General features: G+C 63.1%; 22 protein-coding genes. 12 read left to right on the top strand and 10 right to left on the bottom strand.

The features are described 5' to 3' along the window. Nucleotide 1: 1 nt before the first annotated feature. From modB to EP165_RS01860, 3 genes are read left to right on the top strand one after another with little or no spacing between them, the layout of a single operon-like run. The gene (gene modB / locus EP165_RS01870; RefSeq protein ID WP_127519857.1) at nt 2–706 is read left to right on the top strand and encodes a molybdate ABC transporter permease subunit; all 705 of its coding nucleotides are present in this window, start codon (nt 2–4) and stop codon (nt 704–706) included. Then, nucleotides 703–1,800, top strand: a complete 1,098-nt coding sequence (modC, locus tag EP165_RS01865) for a molybdenum ABC transporter ATP-binding protein (RefSeq protein ID WP_127519856.1) — start codon at nt 703–705, stop codon at nt 1,798–1,800. Before modB ends, modC begins: the two co-directional genes overlap by 4 nt. Nucleotides 1,801–1,813: 13 nt before the next feature. After that, on the top strand, nt 1,814–2,161 hold the full coding sequence (locus EP165_RS01860) for a winged helix-turn-helix domain-containing protein (protein ID WP_127519855.1): 348 nt from the start codon (nt 1,814–1,816) through the stop codon (nt 2,159–2,161). Here the strand turns inward: EP165_RS01860 and EP165_RS01855 are convergent. Then, the gene (locus tag EP165_RS01855; RefSeq protein ID WP_127519854.1) at nt 2,151–2,597 is read right to left on the bottom strand and encodes a MarR family winged helix-turn-helix transcriptional regulator; all 447 of its coding nucleotides are present in this window, start codon (nt 2,595–2,597) and stop codon (nt 2,151–2,153) included. The genes EP165_RS01860 and EP165_RS01855 overlap by 11 nt on opposite strands. Before the next feature lie 109 nt (nt 2,598–2,706). Here EP165_RS01855 and EP165_RS01850 point away from each other — a divergent pair, with 109 nt between their 5' ends. After that, nucleotides 2,707–3,789 (top strand): WD40/YVTN/BNR-like repeat-containing protein, encoded by a 1,083-nt coding sequence (locus EP165_RS01850; protein ID WP_127519853.1) that lies wholly within the window; start codon nt 2,707–2,709, stop codon nt 3,787–3,789. A gap of 33 nt (nt 3,790–3,822) precedes the next feature. Next, nucleotides 3,823–4,104 (top strand): MoaD/ThiS family protein, encoded by a 282-nt coding sequence (locus tag EP165_RS01845; protein ID WP_127519852.1) that lies wholly within the window; start codon nt 3,823–3,825, stop codon nt 4,102–4,104. 24 nt (nt 4,105–4,128) lie between these two features. Here EP165_RS01845 and EP165_RS01840 read toward each other — a convergent pair whose 3' ends face one another. The 4 genes from EP165_RS01840 to EP165_RS01825 all read right to left on the bottom strand — a co-directional run bounded on the left by EP165_RS01840 (nt 4,129) and on the right by EP165_RS01825 (nt 8,649). Further along, nucleotides 4,129–4,572, bottom strand: coding sequence for a hypothetical protein (locus tag EP165_RS01840; protein ID WP_127519851.1), 444 nt, complete (start codon nt 4,570–4,572; stop codon nt 4,129–4,131). A 385-nt stretch (nt 4,573–4,957) separates the two neighbouring features. After that, complete coding sequence (gene scpA / locus EP165_RS01835) at nt 4,958–7,099, bottom strand: methylmalonyl-CoA mutase (protein ID WP_127520764.1); 2,142 nt, start codon at nt 7,097–7,099, stop codon at nt 4,958–4,960. A gap of 238 nt (nt 7,100–7,337) precedes the next feature. After that, a complete protein-coding gene (locus EP165_RS01830) occupies nt 7,338–7,862 on the bottom strand; it encodes a MaoC/PaaZ C-terminal domain-containing protein (protein WP_127519850.1) in 525 nt (174 codons plus the stop codon). A gap of 16 nt (nt 7,863–7,878) precedes the next feature. Then, nucleotides 7,879–8,649, bottom strand: a complete 771-nt coding sequence (locus EP165_RS01825) for a TetR/AcrR family transcriptional regulator (RefSeq protein ID WP_206075853.1) — start codon at nt 8,647–8,649, stop codon at nt 7,879–7,881. Here EP165_RS01825 and EP165_RS01820 point away from each other — a divergent pair. The 7 genes from EP165_RS01820 to EP165_RS01790 all read left to right on the top strand — a co-directional run bounded on the left by EP165_RS01820 (nt 8,641) and on the right by EP165_RS01790 (nt 15,613). Beyond that, complete coding sequence (locus EP165_RS01820) at nt 8,641–9,675, top strand: ABC transporter ATP-binding protein (protein ID WP_127519848.1); 1,035 nt, start codon at nt 8,641–8,643, stop codon at nt 9,673–9,675. The genes EP165_RS01825 and EP165_RS01820 overlap by 9 nt on opposite strands. A 22-nt stretch (nt 9,676–9,697) precedes the next feature. Further along, nucleotides 9,698–10,759, top strand: a complete 1,062-nt coding sequence (locus tag EP165_RS01815) for an ABC transporter substrate-binding protein (protein WP_127519847.1) — start codon at nt 9,698–9,700, stop codon at nt 10,757–10,759. Between the two features lie 62 nt (nt 10,760–10,821). Beyond that, the gene (locus tag EP165_RS01810; RefSeq protein WP_127519846.1) at nt 10,822–11,667 is read left to right on the top strand and encodes an ABC transporter permease; all 846 of its coding nucleotides are present in this window, start codon (nt 10,822–10,824) and stop codon (nt 11,665–11,667) included. A 4-nt stretch (nt 11,668–11,671) separates the two neighbouring features. Next, nucleotides 11,672–12,460, top strand: a complete 789-nt coding sequence (locus EP165_RS01805; RefSeq protein ID WP_127519845.1) for an ABC transporter permease — start codon at nt 11,672–11,674, stop codon at nt 12,458–12,460. Then, on the top strand, nt 12,460–13,236 hold the full coding sequence (locus tag EP165_RS01800; protein ID WP_127519844.1) for an enoyl-CoA hydratase/isomerase family protein: 777 nt from the start codon (nt 12,460–12,462) through the stop codon (nt 13,234–13,236). Before EP165_RS01805 ends, EP165_RS01800 begins: the two co-directional genes overlap by 1 nt. Nucleotides 13,237–13,238: 2 nt before the next feature. Further along, the gene (locus tag EP165_RS01795; protein WP_127519843.1) at nt 13,239–14,879 is read left to right on the top strand and encodes a class I adenylate-forming enzyme family protein; all 1,641 of its coding nucleotides are present in this window, start codon (nt 13,239–13,241) and stop codon (nt 14,877–14,879) included. A 32-nt stretch (nt 14,880–14,911) separates the two neighbouring features. After that, nucleotides 14,912–15,613: a class I SAM-dependent methyltransferase gene (locus EP165_RS01790; protein WP_127519842.1), complete on the top strand. Its 702-nt coding sequence runs from the start codon at nt 14,912–14,914 to the stop codon at nt 15,611–15,613. 37 nt (nt 15,614–15,650) lie between these two features. Here the strand turns inward: EP165_RS01790 and EP165_RS01785 are convergent, their stop codons facing one another. From EP165_RS01785 to EP165_RS01765, 5 genes are read right to left on the bottom strand one after another with little or no spacing between them, the layout of a single operon-like run. After that, nucleotides 15,651–16,571 (bottom strand): nucleoside hydrolase, encoded by a 921-nt coding sequence (locus EP165_RS01785; RefSeq protein WP_127519841.1) that lies wholly within the window; start codon nt 16,569–16,571, stop codon nt 15,651–15,653. 13 nt (nt 16,572–16,584) lie between these two features. Further along, a complete protein-coding gene (locus tag EP165_RS01780) occupies nt 16,585–17,901 on the bottom strand; it encodes an MFS transporter (RefSeq protein WP_127519840.1) in 1,317 nt (438 codons plus the stop codon). Continuing rightward, nucleotides 17,892–18,638, bottom strand: coding sequence for a nucleoside phosphorylase (locus EP165_RS01775; protein WP_127519839.1), 747 nt, complete (start codon nt 18,636–18,638; stop codon nt 17,892–17,894). Before EP165_RS01775 ends, EP165_RS01780 begins: the two co-directional genes overlap by 10 nt. Then, nucleotides 18,635–19,423: a nucleoside phosphorylase gene (locus EP165_RS01770; protein WP_127519838.1), complete on the bottom strand. Its 789-nt coding sequence runs from the start codon at nt 19,421–19,423 to the stop codon at nt 18,635–18,637. Before EP165_RS01770 ends, EP165_RS01775 begins: the two co-directional genes overlap by 4 nt. Nucleotides 19,424–19,440: 17 nt before the next feature. Beyond that, a complete protein-coding gene (locus tag EP165_RS01765; RefSeq protein WP_127519837.1) occupies nt 19,441–20,334 on the bottom strand; it encodes an energy-coupling factor transporter transmembrane component T family protein in 894 nt (297 codons plus the stop codon). Nucleotides 20,335–20,337: the final 3 nt, after the last annotated feature.

The following is a 20,337-nucleotide window of genomic DNA, read 5'->3' as shown; positions in this document are numbered from 1 at the left end:
CATGACCGACTGGCTCGGCCTTGGCCCGGACGAATGGAGCGCGGTGAACCTGTCGCTGCGCATCGCCTTCTGGGCAACGCTTGCCAGCCTGCCCTTTGGTATTCTGATCGCGCTGGTGCTGGCGCGGGGCCGCTTTCCGGGCCGCATACTGCTCGACGGTCTGGTGCATCTGCCGCTGATCATGCCGCCGGTGGTGACCGGCTACCTTCTGCTCCTGAGCTTCGGTGCCAAGGGCCCGGCAGGCGCTTTCTTTGAAGACTATCTCGGCATCACTTTTTCGTTCCGCTGGACGGGAGCCGCACTTGCCTGCGCGGTGATGGGATTCCCGCTCATGGTGCGCGCCATACGCCTGTCGCTGGAAGCGGTCGACCGGAAACTTGAAGCCGCGGCCTCAACGCTGGGCGCGAGCCGCATCTGGGTGTTCGCCACGGTCACCTTGCCGCTGGCGCTGCCCGGCATTCTCGCCGGCATGATCCTCGCCTTCGCCAAGGCTATGGGCGAGTTCGGCGCCACGATCACCTTCGTCTCCAATATTCCGGGCGAAACGCAGACCCTGCCGACCGCGATCTACACTTTCCTTCAGGTTCCTGGCGGCGAGAGCGCGGCAATCCGGCTGACGGTCATTTCCATCGCGATTTCGATGGCGGCGCTGGTCGGCTCCGAATTGCTGGCGCGCCGCATCGCACGCCGCAGGGAAGGCGCGTGATGCTTTCGGTCGATGTCACACGACGGCTCGGCGACTTCACGCTTGAAGCGTCATTCGAGAGTGCCGGCAAGCTGACCGCGCTCTTTGGTGCCTCGGGTTCCGGCAAGACGACGCTGGTCAATCTGATCGCCGGGCTGATCAGGCCGGATAGTGGGCGGATCGCTGTTAATGGCCGCACGCTGGCCGACACCGATAGCCGGGTACTGTTGCCGGCATCGAAACGGCGCATCGGCTATGTGTTCCAGGATGCACGGCTCTTCCCGCATCTGACCGTTGCGCAGAACCTGCGCTATGGCCGCTTCTTCGCGCCGCGCGGCGAGCGCTACGCCGATTTCGATGCCGTGGTCGATTTGCTCGGTATTGGTCCGGTGCTTGGGCGGCGGCCGGAGCGTCTGTCAGGCGGCGAAAAGCAGCGTGTGGCCATCGGCCGGGCCTTGCTCGCCAGCCCGCGCCTCATTCTGATGGACGAGCCGCTGGCCTCGCTCGATGAAGCGCGCAAGGGCGAAATCCTGCCTTATGTCGAGCGCCTGCGGGACGAAGCGGGCATCCCGATCGTTTATGTCAGTCACTCGGTTGCCGAGGTTTCCCGGCTTGCGACCGATGTCGTTGTCATGCGTGAGGGCAAGGTGGCTGCTGCCGGACCGGCTGCGGCTATCCTTTCGCGCCTCGACCTGCTTCCCGCGGACGAAATGGGCGAGGGCGGCGCTGTGCTCGAAATGCGGGTGTCGGGCCACGATCAGGTTTTCGGTGTCTCGCGCCTGCGCTCCGCCGCCGGCGAGATCATCGTGCCGCGGATGGCGGCGACGCTGGGCACGATGATCCGTGTCAGGCTTCGCGCGCGCGATGTGATGGTTGCGACCGAAAAGCCCGTGGGCCTGAGCGCCCAGAATGTGCTGGCCGGGACGCTCGCGGCACTGGAGCCGGTCACCGACAACATGTTCGATGCCCGCATCGACTGCGGCGGCGAGATCATCGTTGCGCGCATCACCAAACTCTCGGCGGTGCGGCTGCGGCTCGAACCCGGGCAGGGCGTCTTCGCCGTCGTGAAGACGGTCAGCGTCGGCCCGGCAGGACTGGCAGCAGCCGCCAGCTGAAGGAGGCCTCGCAATGCCTGTACTCAGACTGCGCATCGACTTCGAGGGCGGTGGACGCATTGGCCCTGGCAAGGTGGCGCTTCTGGAAAAGATTGCCGAGACCGGCTCCATCTCGTCCGGCGCGCGGACGATGGGTATGTCCTACAGGCGAGCCTGGGATCTGGTCGATGAGACGAGCCGTCTGCTCGGCACTCCGGTGGTGGAAACCCGGGCCGGCGGCGCGCATGGCGGCGGAGCGCAGCTGACGGAGGCAGGAAATCGCCTGCTTGCCCGTTTCCGCGCGATGGAAATGGCTGCGGCCAAGGCTGCGCAGGAACACATCGATGCAATGCTCGATCTATCGACGGGCACTAGCTCATAGCCTGCAGGTCGGCGCGCACCTCGTCGGGCGTGCCGAACTTCAGCAGGGCTTCCACCTCTGCTTCGGTCTGGACCCAGGCCGGTAGGGCCTCTGCCAGCCTTTTGCGCCCCGCATCCGTAAGCAGGAGTAGCCTGGAGCGGCCGTCATCCGGATCGGAGGTGCTGTTCGCAAGTCCGCGGCGCTCGAGGACCTTGAGGTTTGCGGTGAGCGTGGTGCGGTCGAGCGCAAGCAGGCTTGCAACTTCCTTCATGCGCGGCGGCGCCGGCCGGTTGAGCGACATAAGCAGTGAAAACTGCTGGTTGGTGAGGCCGAACGGTTTGAGCGCTTCGTCAAACCGGCGTGCCAGCGCCCGGGCGGTTCTCTGGACGTGCAGGCACATACAGGTGTCGCGCACGTGAAGGGTGGTCGCGAAACTGGGCTCGATCTGCTTTGACATGAAAATCAGAATATGTTGGTATCAACCTAAATGTCCAGAATGAGATGTCGTAGCGCTGGGCTGCCATGCGTCCTTGACGGGAGAGATGGCCAACCGCTTGGAGGAGCACATGGTTGAAAAGGTACTGGTTCTCGTCGGAACGAAGAAAGGTCTCTTCATCGCCGAAAGCGATGGCGCGCGCAAAAGCTGGGCGCTGCGCGGGCCCTATTGCGAGCACTGGCCGATCAACCACGCGATCGCCGACCCCGAGACCGGCACAATCTATGCCGGCGGCGGCTCCGAATGGTTTGGCCCCGCGGTGTGGAAGTCGGACGATCTGGGCGAGACCTGGACACATTCCAGCGATGGCCTTGCCTATGAGGAAGGCAAGGAACCGGTCAGTCAGGTCTGGAGCCTGGCGCGGCGCAACGGCACGCTTTACGCCGGCGTGCAGCCGGCGGGTCTTTTCTCTTCCAGGGATAGCGGCAAGAGCTGGTCGCATATGGAAGGGCTGCAAAAGCACCCGACACGGCCCGACTGGAACCCCGGTGGTGCCGGCCTTATCCTGCATTCGCTGGTGCCCGATCAGGAAGACGAAGGACGCATCTGGGTCGGCATTTCGGCGGCCGGCGTATTCGGCACCGATGACGGCGGCAAGACCTGGGAGACCCGTAACAAGGGCACGCGCGCCGACTTCCTGCCGGAAGACCAGCGCTACCCGGATTTCGGCCAGTGCGTGCACAATATCGTCAAAGCGCCGGGCATGAAGGACCGCCTCTATCAGCAGAACCATTGCGGCATGTATCGCTCCGATGACGCCGGAAGGAGCTGGGTCAGCATAGAGGGCGGGCTGCCCTCCACCTTCGGCTTTCCCGCCGCCGCGCACCCGCGCGATCCCGACACGCTCTTCCTTCTGCCGCTCAATGGCGATTCCAAGGGCCGCTACATGCCGGACGCTGCTTGCGCCGTTTACCGTACGCGCGATGCAGGCAAGACCTGGCAGGATTTGCGCAACGGCCTGCCGCAGGAGAACGCCTATTTCGGCGTGCTGCGCCAGGCGATGGCGACAGACAGCCTCGACAAGGCCGGCGTTTATTTCGGCACCGGCGGTGGGGCGCTTTTCGCCAGCAATGACGAGGGCGACAGCTGGACCGCGATTGCCAACCATCTGCCGGCCATCCACTCTGTGGAAACCGCGGTCGTTCGGACTTAGTGTTGCGCCATGGACCAGCGAGCAGATAGCACAATGAAGGCCAATGCAGGCGAGGTGAATGTGACGCTCGCCGCTCCGCTGGCCGACTTGTTTCCCGGCGCGCCGCGCCGCACCAGGGTCGTCGCAGGCAATGTCGACCATATGGTCGATGCGCTGGATGAGAAATGGCCCGGCATGCGCGACCGCATCTGCGATACCACGCCGAAAATCCGCAAGCATATGAACATCTTCGTTGAGGGCGAGCGCGCAACGCTGGAAACGCCGCTCGCGCCAGGTGCTGACGTTTATGTGCTGACCGCGATCAGCGGCGGGTGACGGGCTACCAAGCGTGATCGCGGCTTAAGACGTGTCGGGCGCAGTATGCGGATTCAATCCGGCGAAGGCCGCGAGGCTGGACAAGAGGTTTGTGATATCGCGCATGGCAGGCATCGCGCCCAACGGCGGTTCTGTCCCGGCGCCGCGTCCGCCATGCATGCCAAGCATCAGCCCGGCCTGACGTTCGAGATGCAGGGCCAGTGTCCGAAGGCTGGCGGCCAGCCGCATAGCATCCGCCGAACGCCCGCACGCCGGTTCGACCGGCATCGATGCGAATTCAAGATCCGGGCTACCGGCGACGAAGTCCCGCGCCGCTGCCTCGGCGCGGCGCAGAACCCAAAGTACGAAACCACGCACGACAGGCGAACGGTTGGCTGCAAGCTCGGCCAGGCCGGCCAGCGCGCCAAGCAGGGTAACGATGCGCATCAGCGCCGCCCGTTCCTCCTCGATCGCCCGTTTCCAATCCACCGCAGCCGCTCCTTTCGCATGGCGGACCCATTGTGGAGAAGGTTCGGGAAGCGTGGATAAAGGAGACGGTTGTCGGCAGTCGGGACAAAGGGATGGCGGGGAAAACAACCTTTCCGGAGGCGAAACTGTCCCCGAAATCGCAGCGGTCGTGGCCCCAAGCGCCGTCATTCTCGCCCTTGTGGCGAGAATCTACTGCCACGGCAGGTCTCGCCGCAACGGGCCGACGTCCCGCAATGGTTGGCTTATGGCAGATCCTCGGGACTAGCCCGAGGATGACGGCCCCGAGGCCCGCTCGTCCACCCGGAACCTCGGCGCTCGCCGGCCTTCCATCGTGCCACCGGCACGACGAATTCGCTTCGCGAACCGGCTGCCCGGACCATAAGGCCTAGGCGTTCCGTCTCTTCCCCTCCAGCAGATCGAGCACGGCGCGTGCGGCATCGAGCACGTTGGTGCCCGGCCCGAAGACGGCTGCCACGCCATTGTCGGTGAGGAACTGGTAATCCTGTTTCGGCACCACGCCGCCGACAACGACGATGATATCCTCGCCGCCTTGTGCCTTGAGTGCCTCGATCAGTTGCGGGGCGAGCGTCTTGTGGCCGGCGGCCAGCGACGACATGCCGACCACATGCACCTTGCGGTCGACTGCCATCGCGGCGGCTTCCTCAGGCGTCTGGAAGAGCGGCCCTGCCAGCACGTCGAAGCCGATGTCGCCGAAGGCCGAGGCGATGATCTTGGCGCCGCGGTCGTGCCCGTCCTGGCCGAGCTTGGCGACCATGATCTTCGGTGTAACGCCTGAGGATTTGGCGTGCGCTTTGAAGCGCTCGACCAGCGTCTTGTATTCCGGTTCGTCGCGATAAGCGGGGCCGTAGACGTCGTGCACCACCTCGGGTTCGGCTCTGTGATCGCCGAAGGCCAGTCGCATTGCCTCGGTGATTTCGCCGACTGAGGCGCGGGCGCGTGCGGCTTCAACCGCCGCTGCCAGCAGATTGCCTTCGCCCGTGCGTGCGACCCGCGCCAGTTCATCGAGTGCGGCCTCAAGCTGCTTGGGGTCGCGGTGGCGGCGGATGCGGTCGAGCCGCTTCACCTGCGCCTCGCGCACCGCATGATTGTCGACGGTCAGGATTTCGAAATTGTCGTCATTGTCGGGCCGGTATTTGTTGACGCCGACGATCACCTCGTCGCCCCGGTCGACAGCCGCCTGTTTGCGTGTCGCCGCTTCCTCGATCAGCCGCTTGGGATAGCCGTCATTGACCGCCTTGGTCATGCCGCCCATGGCCTCGACCTCTTCCATCAGCGCCCAGGCCTTTTCGGCCAGCTCGTTGGTGAGGCTCTCGACATAATAGGAGCCGGCAAGCGGATCGACGACCTTGGTCACGCCGGTCTCATGCTGCAGGATCAGCTGCGTGTTGCGGGCGATGCGGGCGGAAAACTCCGTCGGCAGTGCGATCGCTTCGTCGAAGGAATTGGTGTGCAGCGACTGGGTGCCGCCGAGCGCGGCACTCATCGCCTCGAATGCGGTGCGCACGACATTGTTGTAGGCGTCCTGCTCCTGCAGCGACACGCCGGATGTCTGGCAGTGCGTTCGCAGCATCGAGGACGAGGCCTTTTTCGGATTGAACTCCGCCATGATGCGCGACCACAAAAGCCGGGCCGCGCGCAGCTTCGCCGCTTCCATGAAGAAGTTCATGCCGATGCAGAAGAAGAAGGAAAGCCGGCCGGCAAAGGCATCGACATCGAGCCCCCGCGCGATCGCTGCGCGTACATATTCGCGTCCGTCGGCCAGCGTGAAGGCGAGCTCCTGCACCAGCGTCGCGCCCGCTTCCTGCATGTGATAGCCGGAGATCGAGATCGAGTTGAACTTCGGCATATTCTCCGCCGTATAGGCGATGATGTCCGACACGATCCGCATCGAGGGTTCGGGCGGATAGATGTAAGTGTTGCGGACCATGAACTCCTTCAGAATGTCGTTTTGAATGGTGCCCGACAGCTCCGCCGCATCGCAGCCCTGTTCCTGTCCCGCGACGATGAACGAGGCCAGGATCGGGATCACCGCGCCATTCATCGTCATCGACACCGACATCTCCTTGAGCGGAATGCCGTCGAACAGGATCTTCATGTCCTCGACGCTGTCGATCGCAACGCCGGCCTTGCCGACATCGCCCTCGACACGCGGATGGTCGCTGTCGTAACCGCGATGCGTGGCGAGATCGAAGGCGACCGACAGCCCCTTCTGTCCGCCCGCCAGCGCCTTGCGGTAGAACGCATTGCTCTCTTCGGCCGTCGAGAAGCCTGCATATTGGCGGATCGTCCAGGGACGCCCGGCATACATGGTCGCGCGCGGGCCGCGCAGATATGGATTGATCCCCGGCAGCGAACCGAGATGGCCGATGCCGTCGAGATCGGCCTCGGTATAGAGCGGCTTGACGGGAATGCCCTCGGGCGTCTGCCACACAAGCCGGTCGGGATCGCCCTTGATCTCCTTTTCGGCCAGCGCCTTCCAGGCTTCCAGTTTGGGTTTCCCGTCCATCATCTGCCTCGCGTAACGTGCTGCGCACGTATTACCACCCCGGCGCGCTATGGAATAGTTCGTGAGTGTGAACCAGGGCTGCACACCCACTGTGCATGCGGGCGAGGGCCCGGCGCAGAAGCCGGAAGCTCTTCATTTCCGCGACGTACCGAAAGGGTGCGCGCACCGGCCGCGCCGAGGCTGGCAAGGTCGTCGGCTTGGCTGCCGAAGCAGTGGCGCAGGTGCTGGGCGGGGCTGATCAGCCCTGCGGCGTGGCGGCGTCAGGTGCCTGAAACGCCTTCTGCGAGATGTAGAAAAGCCACTCCGCAATGAGCGTCGGTTTGCCGTCCGTCTTTCGTTCGAGCGCCACGTCCTGCCTGACGATAAAGCCGCCCGTGGAATGCGGGCGCACATCGTTCACCTTGATGCGTGCACGAAACTGCGCGCCAACGGGCAGGGGCGCAACGAAACGGAGCCTGTCGAAGCCGTAATTGAGTGCATGGTTGGGGTCGATGCCGGTGAACGCGGTGACGGCTTCGCCGAAGAGCCGCGTCAGATTTGCCACCTGGAGAAAACCCGGAACGATGGTCCCGCCATAAGGGGCTTCGCGCGCAGCGCGTTCCGGATCCAGGTGGATCCACTCGCCCTCTCCGTCGCCGGAGGCGGCCGCATATATGTTTACGGTCTCCTGGTCGATGGCGCGCCAGGTCGTAAAGCTCTCATGGCCGATCAGACCATTGAGGGCGCGCTGAGCCTCCGCCGTGGGGAATGGAGCGTCCGGCATGCCTGGTTTCCTGTTCTCAGCCGCGGTCCGCGCCGATCACGACCCGGCTCCAGATCGCGCTGAGGCAATCCGCGAGTTTTTCCGGGTGTTCCTTCCAGTGCAGAAGGCTGCGGGTGCGTTCGGTGAAGATACTGCTCAGAAGTTCGTCGGCCATCGCAACCAGGGCATGGGCACGCAGCAATTTCTCTTCGTGGGGCAGGGTGCCGGGCATGTTGCTGGCAATGATCTGCGCCCAACGGTGGTTCATGTTGTCGTGCCAGCGGGCGAAATCCGGCCGCTCGCGCGACAATGACGCCTGGCCGGCCAGCAACCGTGCGTTGCGTGAATAGAGCGACAGGTAAAACGCGTTGGCGACGCGGATGCGCTGGTCCAAATTGTGGCCGCGCACCCGTGGCCTGAGCTGATAAACCGCGGTCCAGAACATTCGGTAGACCGCGACGGCGACCGTCGCACGGTCCGAGTAATAGAGATAGAATGTTCCGCGGGCGATATCGGCGGCGGCGCAGATGCCATCCACCGTAAGGCCCTCATAGCCGCCGGCAGCCAGTTCGCGCACCGCTGCCGCGAGAATACGGGCTCGCGTTCGCACGCGCTTCGGCCGGCCGCGCAGCGCATCGGCGCGCAGCGCCATCAGCTCCGCATAGTCGAAAGCCAAATTGTCGGGCCGGCTTTCGCCGGCAACAGGTTCCACGCGACCAGTCATCTCGCGGATATTGACTCGTTCAATAAATGACGTCAATGTCATTAATGACGCTAACGTCGGAAAATTGATCCAACGATGAATCAAGGAAGAGCGCCGGTCAGGTTCCAGAACGTGTCACGCAGCTTCGGAAGCGTGGTCGCACTCGATGATTTCTGCCTGAATATCGATGCCGGTGAGTTCATTACGCTGCTGGGGCCGAGCGGCTCGGGCAAGACAACCGCGCTGAATATTCTCGCCGGTTTCGACCGCGCGACTTCCGGCGAAGTTTATATCGGAGAGAGAGCCGTCGGGGCTCTTCCGCCGGAAAAGCGCAATGTCGGAATGGTCTTCCAGAGCTTCGCGCTGTTTCCGCATATGAGCGTGTTCGAGAACGTCGCTTTCCCGCTGCGCATGCGCCGGGTTCCCGGTCCTGAGATCAGGCAACGCGTTGAGCGCACGCTGGAGATGGTGCAACTCGCCGGATATGGCCCGCGGCGGCCGGCCGCGCTTTCCGGAGGGCAGAGGCAAAGGGTGGCGCTCGCTCGCGCCGTCGTCGCCGAACCGCCCGTCCTGTTGATGGACGAAAGCCTGTCGGCGCTGGACCTTAAACTGCGCGAAGAGCTTCAGGAAGAAATCCGCCGCCTGCATCGCGAGTTCGGCACCACCGTGGTGTTCGTTACCCACGATCAGGGCGAGGCGCTGACCTTGTCGGACCGTATCGCGCTGATGGATGCCGGCACGATCTGCCAGCTCGATACGCCCGGCGCCCTTTACGACAAGCCCGCCAGTCGCTTTGTCGCCGACTTTATCGGCCGCACCAACATCGTGCCCATGGACGACGGCTCGCACGTCTCGGCTGTCGGGCTCGATGCGGCGCCAGACAAGGTTGTGGCGCTCAGCCTCCGGCCGGAGAAGCTGACCCGTTCGCCCGGCCCGTCCGATGTTCGCTTCGATGCAACCGTACAGGATGTGGCTTTCCGCGGTGCGACGACGGAACTGCGCTTGTGTCTCGCCAGCGGCCTTCTGCTGCGCATGTCGGAACCGCGAAGCGGCGCGCTGCCATTGCCTGCGCGCGGTGAAACGATCTCGGCCGGCTTCGCACGGCAGGACGCGACCTCGCTCTACGAATGACAAAACAACTGGGAGAGTAGTGATGAATAGTCTGACACGAAGAAGTCTTCTTGCCGCGGTTGTTGCCATGCCATTGGCAACGGTTGGCGCCGCTGCGCAGGATGTCGAACTTACCTATGCCGGGTCCGGCGGCGGACTGGCGCAGGTGATGGACATGTTGTTCGACAAGCCTTTCGCCGAGGCGACGGGAATCCGCATCAAGGCGCTGGCCACGACAGATCGCGTGTCGGCCATGCGTGCCATGATGCAGGCCGGCAATCCGATCTGGGACGTCGCGGAACTGACGCCCATCGACTACGCTACCGCTTCGCTCGAGGGCTGGCTTGAGCCGATCGACTGGTCAGTGGCCGACCCGGGCAATCTTCTGCCCGACGATGCCAAGCTCGCCGATGCCGGAATTGCGGCAACCTATTCGACCGTTATCGCTCAGCGCACCGACAAGCTGCCGGAAGGCAAGCAGATGACCAGCTGGGCCGATTTCTGGGATGTAGGAACGTTCCCCGGCCCGCGCGCGCTGCAGGACTCGGTGATGGAGAACCTGGAATTTGCGCTGCTAGCCGAAGGCGTCGACGCCAAGGAGGTCTATTCCATACTTGCCACCGAAGAGGGCGTGGACCGGGCTTTCGCAAAACTCGACGAGATCAAGCCGCATGTCGTGGCCTGGTGGACGGCGGGCGCCCAGCCGGTGCAGATGCTTGCGGATGGCGAGGTGGCATTCACGACCGCCTGGAACGGTCGCATCACCCAGCTGAAGCAAGAGGGTGTGCCGGTCGAAACCGTGTGGAACGGCGGTGCGCTGAAGCCGTCTTATGTCGGTATCCTCAAGGGTACCAAACATAAGAAGGAATCCGAGCAGTACATCAGCTTCATGATCGGCGATCCGCAGCGCAGCGCGGAGTTTGCAAAGATGGTTGCCTATCCCGGCATGGTGAAGGGTCTCTACGACCATATCGACCCCGCTGTCGGTCGCGAGCTGCCGACCCATCCCGACAACATTGGCGGCCAGTTCGTTGTCGACGCCGTGTTCTGGGCCAAGAACCTGGACGCGCTTCAGGAGCGCTGGCAGGAGTGGCTGCTCGACTGAGCCGGCACCGTGCGGCGGCGAAACGCAAATTGCGGTCTGCCGCCGCACCGTCTTCTTGAAACATGACAGGTTCTCTGACCGCGATGCGTTTCAGCCGCCGTTTTCCTCTCGTACCCGCGCTTGTGCTTGTACTTGCGATGTTCGCGGTGCCGGTTGCATTCGTGTTCGTCGAGGCGGCTTTTGCGCCGGAATTTTCGCTGGCGCATTTCGAACGCTTCTTCACGCGCTCGGTTTACCTGACGGTATACTGGAACACGCTTTTCGTTTCAGCGACGGTGGCTTCGATATGCCTGTTGATCGGTTATCCGATGGCGCTCTTCATCGTCAGCCAGCCCGTGCGCCGCAGGCCGCTGCTGCTTTTCCTCGTTCTGGTGCCGCTGTGGATGAGCATTCTCGTGCGGACTTATGCCTGGATGGTGGTTCTGGGTCGCGAGGGGATCGTCAATAGCGCACTGCAGTGGACGGGGATCATAGATCAGCCGCTGACACTCATGTTCACCACTGGCTCGGTCTATGTGGCCATGGTGCAGATCCTTCTGCCGATCATGGTGGTCACCTGCTATTCGGCGATGACGGAGATCGATCCGGGCCTTGTGCGCGCGGCGCGCGTGTGCGGGGCATCGCCATTTGCTGCATTCCGCCGGGTCTTCCTGCCTCTGAGCCTGGAAGGCGCGCTCACCGGCTGGTCGGTCATATTCATCCTCTCGATGGGCTTCTTCATTGTCCCGGCGCTTGTCGGCGGTCGCCGCGACGTGCTGCTCGGCAACATGATCGTCAACCAGATCGCGCAGGCCAATTGGGGTTTTGCAGCAGCCATGGCGATTGTTCTTCTGGTTTCGACGGTTGTGCTTCTGGCGTTTGTGCGCCTCGTGGCGGCGCGGTTCCTCTACTCCCCGCGGGAGGCGTGATCCCGTGAAGAACCGCCTCCTGCCGACCGTTCTTTTTGCTCTGGGCGTGCTGTTTCTCTTTTTCCCGATATTGATTGTCGCGCCGATGTCGTTCAGCGGCGACCGGTTCCTCGGCTTTCCGCCGAAGAGCTGGGGCCTGATCTGGTATGAGGCCTATTTCTCAGACCCCGTCTGGCTGGCTGCGACCTGGCGCTCGCTGCGAGTGGCCGCCGTATCGGCGCTGATTGCCACATTGGCCGGCACCGCAGCGGTTGTCGGACTGTCGCGATTCTCATCGCGCTGGCGCGCCGGGTTCACCGGCCTGATGCTGGCGCCGGCTATCGTTCCCAACGTCATCATTGCATTGGGAATATTCATGCTGGCGCTGCGCTTCGGCTCGACCGACAGCGAGGTGACGCTCATCTTCGCGCACGCCGCGGTCGGATTGCCGTTCGTCGTGATGATCGTCGGGGCTGCCTATCGTCAGACCGACCCGACGCTGGAAAAGGCTGCCCGCGTGTTCGGCGCGGGTCCTCTACGCGCATTCTGGACCGCAACGGTGCCGCCGCTTGTGCCGGCCATCGCCGCGGCATTCATATTCGCGTTCTTCGTGTCCTTCGATGAGCTGGTGATCGCGCTGTTCCTGATGGGCGGCTCCGAAACGCTGCCGGTCCGCATCTGGAACGACCTGCGTTTCGAGATCAATCCGACCATCGCCGCGATCTCGACCTTTTTTGTCATCGTCACCGCCCTGGCTATGGGGCTGGCGGAATTCCTGCGCGCCCGCGCAACCAGAAGACAGGGAAACAATTGATGTTCAGGTACGAAAAATCGGACGGGGTTGCGGTGCTCACCCTGGACAATCCGCCGGTCAATGTCTTGACGCCGGAACTGCACGAGCAGCTCTACGGCATTTTGAAGGATTTCTATTCCGATCCTGAGGTGCGATGCGGCATCTGGACCGGCGCCGGCGAACGCGCCTATTGCGCCGGCGACGACGTGAAGAGCGTACGACAGGAACGCACCACGGCCGAGATCGTCGACCGCCATCTGACGCCGCGCCGTTCAGGCGATACGGCCGAATATCCGGGCTGGGAGACGGAAATCCTTTCGCTGCGCCGCACCAAGCCCATGATTGCGGCGGTCAACGGGCCCTGCATGGGCCAGGGGATGATCTACCTGTTGCTACTGACCGACCTGCGCATCGCGGTGCCAGGCGCCAGGTTCGGCATGCCCGAAATCGCCTACGGCATGCCCGGTGCCGGCGGCGTGACCCGGCTCGGTCGCCAGATCCCGCAATCGGCTGCGCTTTGGATGGCTTTGACCGGCGAGGCAATCGACGCCGAGGAGGCGCGGCGCTGTTTCCTGATCAATGAAATCGTCGATCCCGGCAAGCTGATGGCACGGGCGGGTGAAATTGCGGGCCGCATCGCCTCTCTTCCGCCACGCGCCGTGCGTGTCGAGATGGAGACGTTCTATCGCGCGCTCGATCTCGACCGCGACAACGCTATGGCCCTCGCGGGTCACATGTACCACCTCGTGCGGGCCACTTTCGACAAGACCCCGCCGCTCGCCGCCAAGGAGAAGTGACCATGAGCCTCAACAGCGCAACCATCGACCCGGGCATCGCCGAGATGCAGGGCGTGGCGGAAAAGCTGGCTGCCCTGGACTTTCCGGCTTCGATTGGCGCATTCGTGGCCGAACGTGCGGCCACGATGGGCGATGCACCCGCTGCGATCTGGTTCGAGGACGAGATCAGCCTTTCTTATGCCGAGCTGGACAAGCGTTCCGACACGATGGCGGCAGCACTTCTGGCGCGAGGCATTCGCAAAGGCGCGCATGTCGCTCTGATGATGCCCAATGTGCCGGAGTTCGTGGTGTCCTGGTTCGCGCTCGCCAAGCTCGGCGCGGTTCTGGTTCCGACCAACAACAGCTACACAAGTGCCGAGCTCGACTTTCTGCTCAACCAGTCGGACGCGCAGGCAATCATCACAGACGCTGCTCTTTTGCCGGCGCTGGAAGGCATGACGAAACGGCCGGCCGTTCTCGACGATGCGCGTGTTTTCGTGCGAGGCGGCGGGGCGCCCTATGTCTCGATCGAAGAGCTGATGGCTGAAAACCGTCAGTGGAAAGCCCCTTGGCCGGTTGCTCCGACCGATCTGATGAGCCTGCAATATACGTCGGGTACGACAGGCTTTCCGAAGGGATGCATGCTCAGCCACGATTACTGGCTGCTGCTTGCGCTTTCGGCCGCGGCCGGAATGGGTGCGGACGAGGTGAAGCGGTCGCTGCTTTGGGCGCCGTTTTTTTATATGGACCCGCAGTGGCAGCTTCTGATGACCATGCAGCTCGGCGGCACTGCCTATATCGCCCGGCGCATGAGTCTGACGCGGTTCTTCGATTGGGCCCGCGACCTTGAGATCAACTACACCTATTTCCCTGAAGCGGCGCTGAAAACGCTGCCGCCGAGCGCCGCCGACGCAAAAATGTCCCTGCGCTACATCAATGCCTTCGGCTGGTCGCCTGCCTCCGTGAAGGAAGCGGAGGAACGGTTCGGTGTCGTTGCGCGCGATTCCTTCGGCATGACGGAGATCGGTGCCGGCATGATGGTCCCGGTTGCCGCGACCCACAAGCTCGACAAACGCACATGCGGCATTGCCGCGCCGTTCCGCGAGACGCGGGTGGTTGGCGAAGACGGGCGCGAATGCGCCCCGGGCGAGCCCGGCGAACTGCAGATCCGCGGCCGCTCGATCCTGCAGGGCTATTACAAGCGCCCCGACGCCAACGCCGACAGCTTCGACGGCGACTGGTTCCGCACCGGCGATCTGTTCATCCGCGACGAGGACGGATACCTGTCGATTGTCGGGCGCATCAAGGACATGGTGCGTCGATCCAGCGAGAACATCTCGGCTCGGGAAGTCGAGGCGGTCCTGGAGGAGTTGCCTGAGGTGGAGGAAGTGGCGGTTGTGCCGGTGCCCGACCCGCTGCGCAAGGAAGAGGTCAAGGCCTATATCAAGCTCAAGCCCGGTGTGGCGCGGGACGGCTTTTCGCTCGACGCGCTGTTCGAGCACAGCAAGGGCAAACTCGCGGCCTTCAAGGTGCCGCGTTATGTCGCCTTCATCGATGACTATCCGCGTACACCCTCGCACAAGATTGCCAAGCAAAAACTGATTGCGGCGAGCGAGGACCTGCGCAAGGACAGTTTCGACCGGGTGGAGGGCGTTTGGAGATAGGCGTCCGGCCCTGCCTTTGAAAGGAACGCGAAATGACGGTCGGCGACGATCAGAAGCACTGGTCGCGGTTTGCCCGCGAGTGGATCGACTGGGCCCGGTCGCCCGATCATGACGCGTTCTGGGCCTATCAGTCTGCTTTCGCGGAGTTCGTCGGGGCCGGCTCGGGCGAATTGCTGGACATCGGCTGCGGCGAGGGCAGGGTTGCCCGTACGCTGAAGCCGCTCGGCTATCGTATTACGGCAGTCGACGCGGTCGCAGAACTTGTCGACGCTGCGAAGGGTGCTGAATCGGCCGCCGACTATATAGTCGCGCCCGCGACCGACCTGCCTTTTGCGACCGGAAGCTTCGACACCGTCATCTCCTACAACATGCTCATGGACGTTGAGGACCTGCCGGCCGCGGTGCGGGAATTCCGGCGCGTGCTGCGCGACGATGGCACGCTGGTGATCTCGATTGTACACCCGCTTGCGGACCTGCAGACCATCGGCGCCGGCGACAATTATTTTGAACGCCGCAAGTTCGAGACCGAAGCAAAGGGCAACGGCCTGACGATGCACTTTTCCGGCTGGACACAGTCTCTGGAGCGTTATGCCTCTGCCCTGGAGGCGGCCGGTCTCGGCATCACATCATTGCGCGAGCCGCTGCCCGAGATCACCCCGGCGCGGGAACACCTGGCTCAGTGGCAGCGGTTGCCGCTTTTTCTCTGGATGAAGGCCCGCGTCATCTCGGGGTGAGGGTCGGGAGCGGTGGCACTTTTTGCGTGCCGGCGGTTCAGCTCAGGAGTTCCGAAAAAGCTTCGTAGAAACCCTCGGCATCGACGTCATGAATGACGGTGGCGTTGGGAGCATTGCGCTCCGGGCGGTGGTCGAACAGCGAATAGCCGCGGGTCATTTCGCTGACGGTCTCGACGGAGACGAACTTGCGGCTTTCCGATTTCACCAGGTCCGGGCGCACCAGCAGCATCGCATTGAGCGAGTCCGGGTGCGTGCTGCCCATGATGTCCTTGGTCTGGTTGTAAGCCAGATTGGGCGTGTCGAGGATCGTGAAGAATTCCGAAAGCTTGGTCTTCTTGCGTGCGATCCTGTCCAGTTGCTCCTTGCTCCAGAGTGCGTGGGACAGGGTCAGCGTCCAGGTCACGATCGTCGTGTTGAACCCGGCCTGCAGCACGATCTCGGCCGCCTCCGGATCGACGTAGAAGTTATATTCAGCCGCCGCGGTGATGTTGCCGACCGAATTGTCGCAGCCGCCCATGATGCGCAGTTCGCGAACCTTGGACGGGAAGTCCCGGTCCAGCGCGATTGCGGTGGCCAGGTTCGTGAGCGGGCCGATCGCAACGATGTCGATCTGGCCGGGATTTTCGTTCACGATACGCACCAGCGCATTTGCGGCATGTTCGGCTTCGGGTTTCTGCTTCGGTTTGGGGAAGTCGTGATTGCCCTTGCCGTCGCCATGCGCTTTGGCTCCGCGCCACGGGCGCATGAGCGGCACACGCGCCCCCGGGAAAACCGGAACCTCGCCGCCGCGGCCCGCGGCTTCAATGGTGATCAACGCGTTCTCGATCTGCTGATCGAAGTCGACATTGCCGGCAACGATGGTGACCGCTTCGAGCTTTGCCTGTGGGTGCAGCAATCCGATCAGGATGGCGAAGCTGTCGTCGGCGGCGGTGTCGGTGTCGATAATCATTCGGCGCATGGCGGCCTCACTTTCATGGGATGGCGCCGGGCTGTCCGACTGCATCAGGTTCTACGATTTTGCGGGGTTCGGGCATGCGCAGCGCCAGCGCCATTCCGACGACGGCAAAAGCCAGGGCCGCCGCGAAAATGGCGTCGTATCCGACCACGTCGATCAGTGCACCGGCGATCAGCGGGCCGAAGATGAAAAACGGCGCAAGAAGCGTCGAGGTCGTGCCCAGGTAAAGGCTCGTGCGTTCTGCCGGCGCCATCTCGATCGACATGTTGGGGTCGCCGATCACCGTCACGGCATTGGCACCGCCCAGCGCAATGAAGATGACAATGTAGACCGGCAGCGAATGGGCGAGCAGCGCCCCCGACATTCCGATGGCGACGAGGCAGCCGCCCAGAAAGACGATCAGCTTCCATCCGAAATAATTGCCGAGGACGCCAAGGGCAAATCCGAGTGTGGCCTGCGAAAAGATGAAGACGGCCGCCAGCAACGCGGCATCGGAGAGCGCCAGAACGTCACCCATGCCGTCCACGACCACGAAGCCGACGCCGCATGTTGCCAGGGCAAACATGATGCGGGCTGCGAGGAAACGCCGATAGGCTTCGTTTTCGGCCAGAAGTCCGGGAATGCTCGCAACCGTGGCCCAGAACCGGCCGCGCGGCTGCACATGCGGGTAGGGGATTTCACGCAGCGAAGCCACGAATGCGATGGACAGGAAGGACAGGCCGAAACTTATCCAGAAGCACAGCTGGTTTCCGGTCGGAAAAGGCGACGTCTTGATGATGTACTCGGCCACCATGGCGGCGCTGAAACCGAGCAGGCCGCCGAGAAGCTGCACCGTACCGAAAAAGACACCGCGTCCCCGGGTCAGCGATTTTGCGACAAAGTCGCCGTAAACCGGTCCGATCAGTCCCGTGGTGATGGCATAGCCGCAAAAGGCGATGAAAAAGAGCACGAGCACGGCAGATTCGTCGATGACGCCGATCAGCTGCGCGGCAATGGCGATCGCCAGGATGCCAACCCTCTCGGCGAGCACGATTGCGAGCAGCAGCGGCTTGCGCCGGCTGCGGCCCTGCACCAGATGGGCCCCCACGAGCTGGGGCAGGTAGCGCCCGACCGCGAACGTGGCGGCGACAAGCCCGACCAGAAGCGTGCTGCCGCTCAGCGCCTGCACAAAGGCGGGAATGATGGTTGTTTCCGACAGCAGTGAAATGGCAAAGGCGAAGCAGGCGCCATCCAGCACCAGAAGCGCGAAGTTCCGCTTCTGGTAAAGTTCCATTTCCCGGGCGTAGTCTGGCGCGGCCGCGTGCAACCGCGATACGTCTGCACTTACGGCCATTGTTGCTGGTTTCGATCTGCTTCGATGAGAACCCGGAGCGCCTCGACGGCCGAATTGAGCAGAAGTTCCCGGCCGACCGTGCCGTCGCCCGAGTGCATCTGCATCACGCCGCCTGCCCGCACACGGTGAATGGAGGCAATCACGAAGATCGCCGAAGCCTCCATTTCGGAACAGATGGCACCGCCGCCGATCCATGCGTTCCACCGGTCGGCGAGCTGACCCGCAAGCGGCATGCGCTCCGGTTCGGTTTCGCCGTAGAACGAATCCTTCGACTGGCTCACGCCCAGCATGTGTGGAATCTCGAGACGTTTGGCGGCGATAGCCAGTGCATCGACGACCTGCGGGTCGGCGATGGCCGGGAACTCAATGGGCAGATAGTGCGATGAGGTGCCTTCGTCGCGGATTGCGCCGGTCACCACGGCAAGCGTGCCGTCTGGCGTGCCGGGCTGTATTGCGCCCGAGGTGCCGACCCTGATGAAGGTGTCCGCCCCGATCTTGATCAGCTCTTCCACAGCGATCGCCGCGGATGGACAGCCGATACCGGTCGAAACGACGCTTACCTTCTCACCGTTCAGCAAGCCGGTATACGTCGTATATTCGCGGTTGGACGCTACATGTTCGGCACTGTCGAACAATGCGGCGATCGGCTCGCACCGCCCGGGGTCTCCAGGCAGAAGCACGTAGCGGCCGACATCGCCGCGGCGCAGCTGAAGGTGATATTGCGGCTCCTCACTCATCGCGAACCTGCTTCCGCACGGTCATGCGCAATCAGTTCGCGCAGGCCGGCTACCGCTGTCGTAAGGAGGTCGTCGAGCGAGACGGACGCCTTTTCCTCGGCCGTCATCGGCGACTGGTCGTGGTGGCCCAGGATCTGCATGATCCCGCCAACCCGCACTCTCAGCGTCGAGCCGACGATGAAAAGCCCCGCGGCCTCCATTTCCGAACAGATCGCGCCGCCGGCAACCCATGCGCTCCAGCGATCCTTCAGCCGGTTCGCGACGGGCATGCGCCCGGGCTCGTGCTGGCCGAAGAAGGAGTCCTTCGACTGGGCGATGCCGATGCGGTAGGGCTGGCCGGTCTTGCGGGCGCCGAGCGCGAGCGCGCGCGTAACCTCAAGGTCTGCGACAGCCGGAAACTCGATCGGCAGGTAATGGCTCGACGTGCCTTCGTCACGGATTGCGCCGCTGATCACGCCCAGGGTGCCGGGTTTGATGTCCGGCTGCATGGCTCCGGACGTTCCGACGCGAATGAAGGTGTCGGCGCCGACATTCTTCAGCTCTTCGATGGCAATTGCCGCGGACGGACAGCCGATGCCGGTCGACGTAACCGCGACCGGTTCGCCGTCGAGCGTGCCGGCCCATGTCGTATATTCGCGGTTGGCCGCGACGAGACGCGGATTGTCGAACAGCTGTGCAATGGGTTCGCACCGGCCGGGATCGCCCGGCAGGAACACGTAGCGGCCGACATCGCCGGATTTCAGGCGAATATGATGCTGCGGTTCGTCTTTACCGCTGACGGGCATGACAGATCTCCGGAATTCTACTTGCGGAACATGAAGGCAATCGTGATCGTCACGATTGTGAGAAAGGTGCCGGCGACGAGCAGGAAGAGCCCGAGCACGAAGTTGGCGCTGAACGTGATCTGGTCGCTCAGATTCCACGAGCCGCGCATGATCGACATCACCGCCAGCGTCGCCATGATGACGATCGAGCAGACAGCGATAGCCGTGTCACTCCATTTGCCCTTGACCTTGCGGTAGCTGGTCTTGTGCCCGGTCGAGCCGAAGCCGCGCGATTCCAGCGAAATGGAGAGCTGCTGCACGCGTTCGATCGCGCCGACAAACACCGGAATAAAGCTTGGGAGGACGGCGGAGAAACCGCTGCCTTTCATTCCGCGTGATTTCTGGGCGCTCAGGATGATGCCGACTTCGCGCTGAAAGACCGGGATCAGCTGCAGCGTCATCGCCTGCATGAAGTTGAGCGTGTAGGGGACGCGCAGCTTGGTGAATGTGGTGAACATGTCGCTGGGATGCGTCGTCATCAGCATCACGAGCGCAATCGCCAGCGAAGCGAAAATTCGTCCCAGCAGCACGAACCCGTAATAGAGCCCGTCGATATAGAGAGTGACCGGTCCGAGCTCGGCAGCGGCGGTCCACGGCTTTTCCACCGCCGGCGCCAGAATCTGCAGCGCCAGCAGCGACGAGCCGATGGGCAACAGGATCAGAAGGCCCTTCAGGAAGGTTCTGAGAATTCCGGCCCAGATAGCGAAAATGAACGCAATCGCCGCCATCGAGTAGAGAATGATGATGTTCTGCGTCGAGAAGGCCAGGATGACGTAGCCCACCACCAGGATCATCTTCGGACCGGGGCTGACGTTGTGAATGAAGGAGTTGCCAGGAACCAGCGCAAGCGGCAATGGGTTGCTTATCGACATCTC

Origin of the sequence: Mesorhizobium sp. Z1-4 (genome assembly GCF_004000235.1) — a bacterium.
Classification (GTDB): Bacteria; Pseudomonadota; Alphaproteobacteria; order Rhizobiales; family Rhizobiaceae; genus RCIO01.
Note: the sequence above shows the minus strand (reverse complement) of the source record. Positions and strands in the feature narration are given on the sequence as shown.

Excerpts from the sequence above, each read along its gene's own strand:
- modB (WP_127519857.1), top strand. The coding sequence starts at position 2 with ATGACCGACTGGCTCGGCCTTGGCCCGGACGAATGGAGCGCGGTGAAC.
- EP165_RS01860 (WP_127519855.1), top strand. The coding sequence starts at position 1,814 with ATGCCTGTACTCAGACTGCGCATCGACTTCGAGGGCGGTGGACGCATT.
- EP165_RS01855 (WP_127519854.1), bottom strand. The coding sequence starts at position 2,597 with ATGTCAAAGCAGATCGAGCCCAGTTTCGCGACCACCCTTCACGTGCGC.
- EP165_RS01850 (WP_127519853.1), top strand. The coding sequence starts at position 2,707 with ATGGTTGAAAAGGTACTGGTTCTCGTCGGAACGAAGAAAGGTCTCTTC.
- EP165_RS01845 (WP_127519852.1), top strand. The coding sequence starts at position 3,823 with ATGAAGGCCAATGCAGGCGAGGTGAATGTGACGCTCGCCGCTCCGCTG.
- scpA (WP_127520764.1), bottom strand. The coding sequence starts at position 7,099 with ATGGACGGGAAACCCAAACTGGAAGCCTGGAAGGCGCTGGCCGAAAAG.
- EP165_RS01830 (WP_127519850.1), bottom strand. The coding sequence starts at position 7,862 with ATGCCGGACGCTCCATTCCCCACGGCGGAGGCTCAGCGCGCCCTCAAT.
- EP165_RS01820 (WP_127519848.1), top strand. The coding sequence starts at position 8,641 with ATGAATCAAGGAAGAGCGCCGGTCAGGTTCCAGAACGTGTCACGCAGC.
- EP165_RS01815 (WP_127519847.1), top strand. The coding sequence starts at position 9,698 with ATGAATAGTCTGACACGAAGAAGTCTTCTTGCCGCGGTTGTTGCCATG.
- EP165_RS01810 (WP_127519846.1), top strand. The coding sequence starts at position 10,822 with ATGACAGGTTCTCTGACCGCGATGCGTTTCAGCCGCCGTTTTCCTCTC.
- EP165_RS01800 (WP_127519844.1), top strand. The coding sequence starts at position 12,460 with ATGTTCAGGTACGAAAAATCGGACGGGGTTGCGGTGCTCACCCTGGAC.
- EP165_RS01795 (WP_127519843.1), top strand. The coding sequence starts at position 13,239 with ATGAGCCTCAACAGCGCAACCATCGACCCGGGCATCGCCGAGATGCAG.
- EP165_RS01790 (WP_127519842.1), top strand. The coding sequence starts at position 14,912 with ATGACGGTCGGCGACGATCAGAAGCACTGGTCGCGGTTTGCCCGCGAG.
- EP165_RS01785 (WP_127519841.1), bottom strand. The coding sequence starts at position 16,571 with ATGCGCCGAATGATTATCGACACCGACACCGCCGCCGACGACAGCTTC.
- EP165_RS01780 (WP_127519840.1), bottom strand. The coding sequence starts at position 17,901 with ATGGCCGTAAGTGCAGACGTATCGCGGTTGCACGCGGCCGCGCCAGAC.
- EP165_RS01775 (WP_127519839.1), bottom strand. The coding sequence starts at position 18,638 with ATGAGTGAGGAGCCGCAATATCACCTTCAGCTGCGCCGCGGCGATGTC.
- EP165_RS01770 (WP_127519838.1), bottom strand. The coding sequence starts at position 19,423 with ATGCCCGTCAGCGGTAAAGACGAACCGCAGCATCATATTCGCCTGAAA.
- EP165_RS01765 (WP_127519837.1), bottom strand. The coding sequence starts at position 20,334 with ATGTCGATAAGCAACCCATTGCCGCTTGCGCTGGTTCCTGGCAACTCC.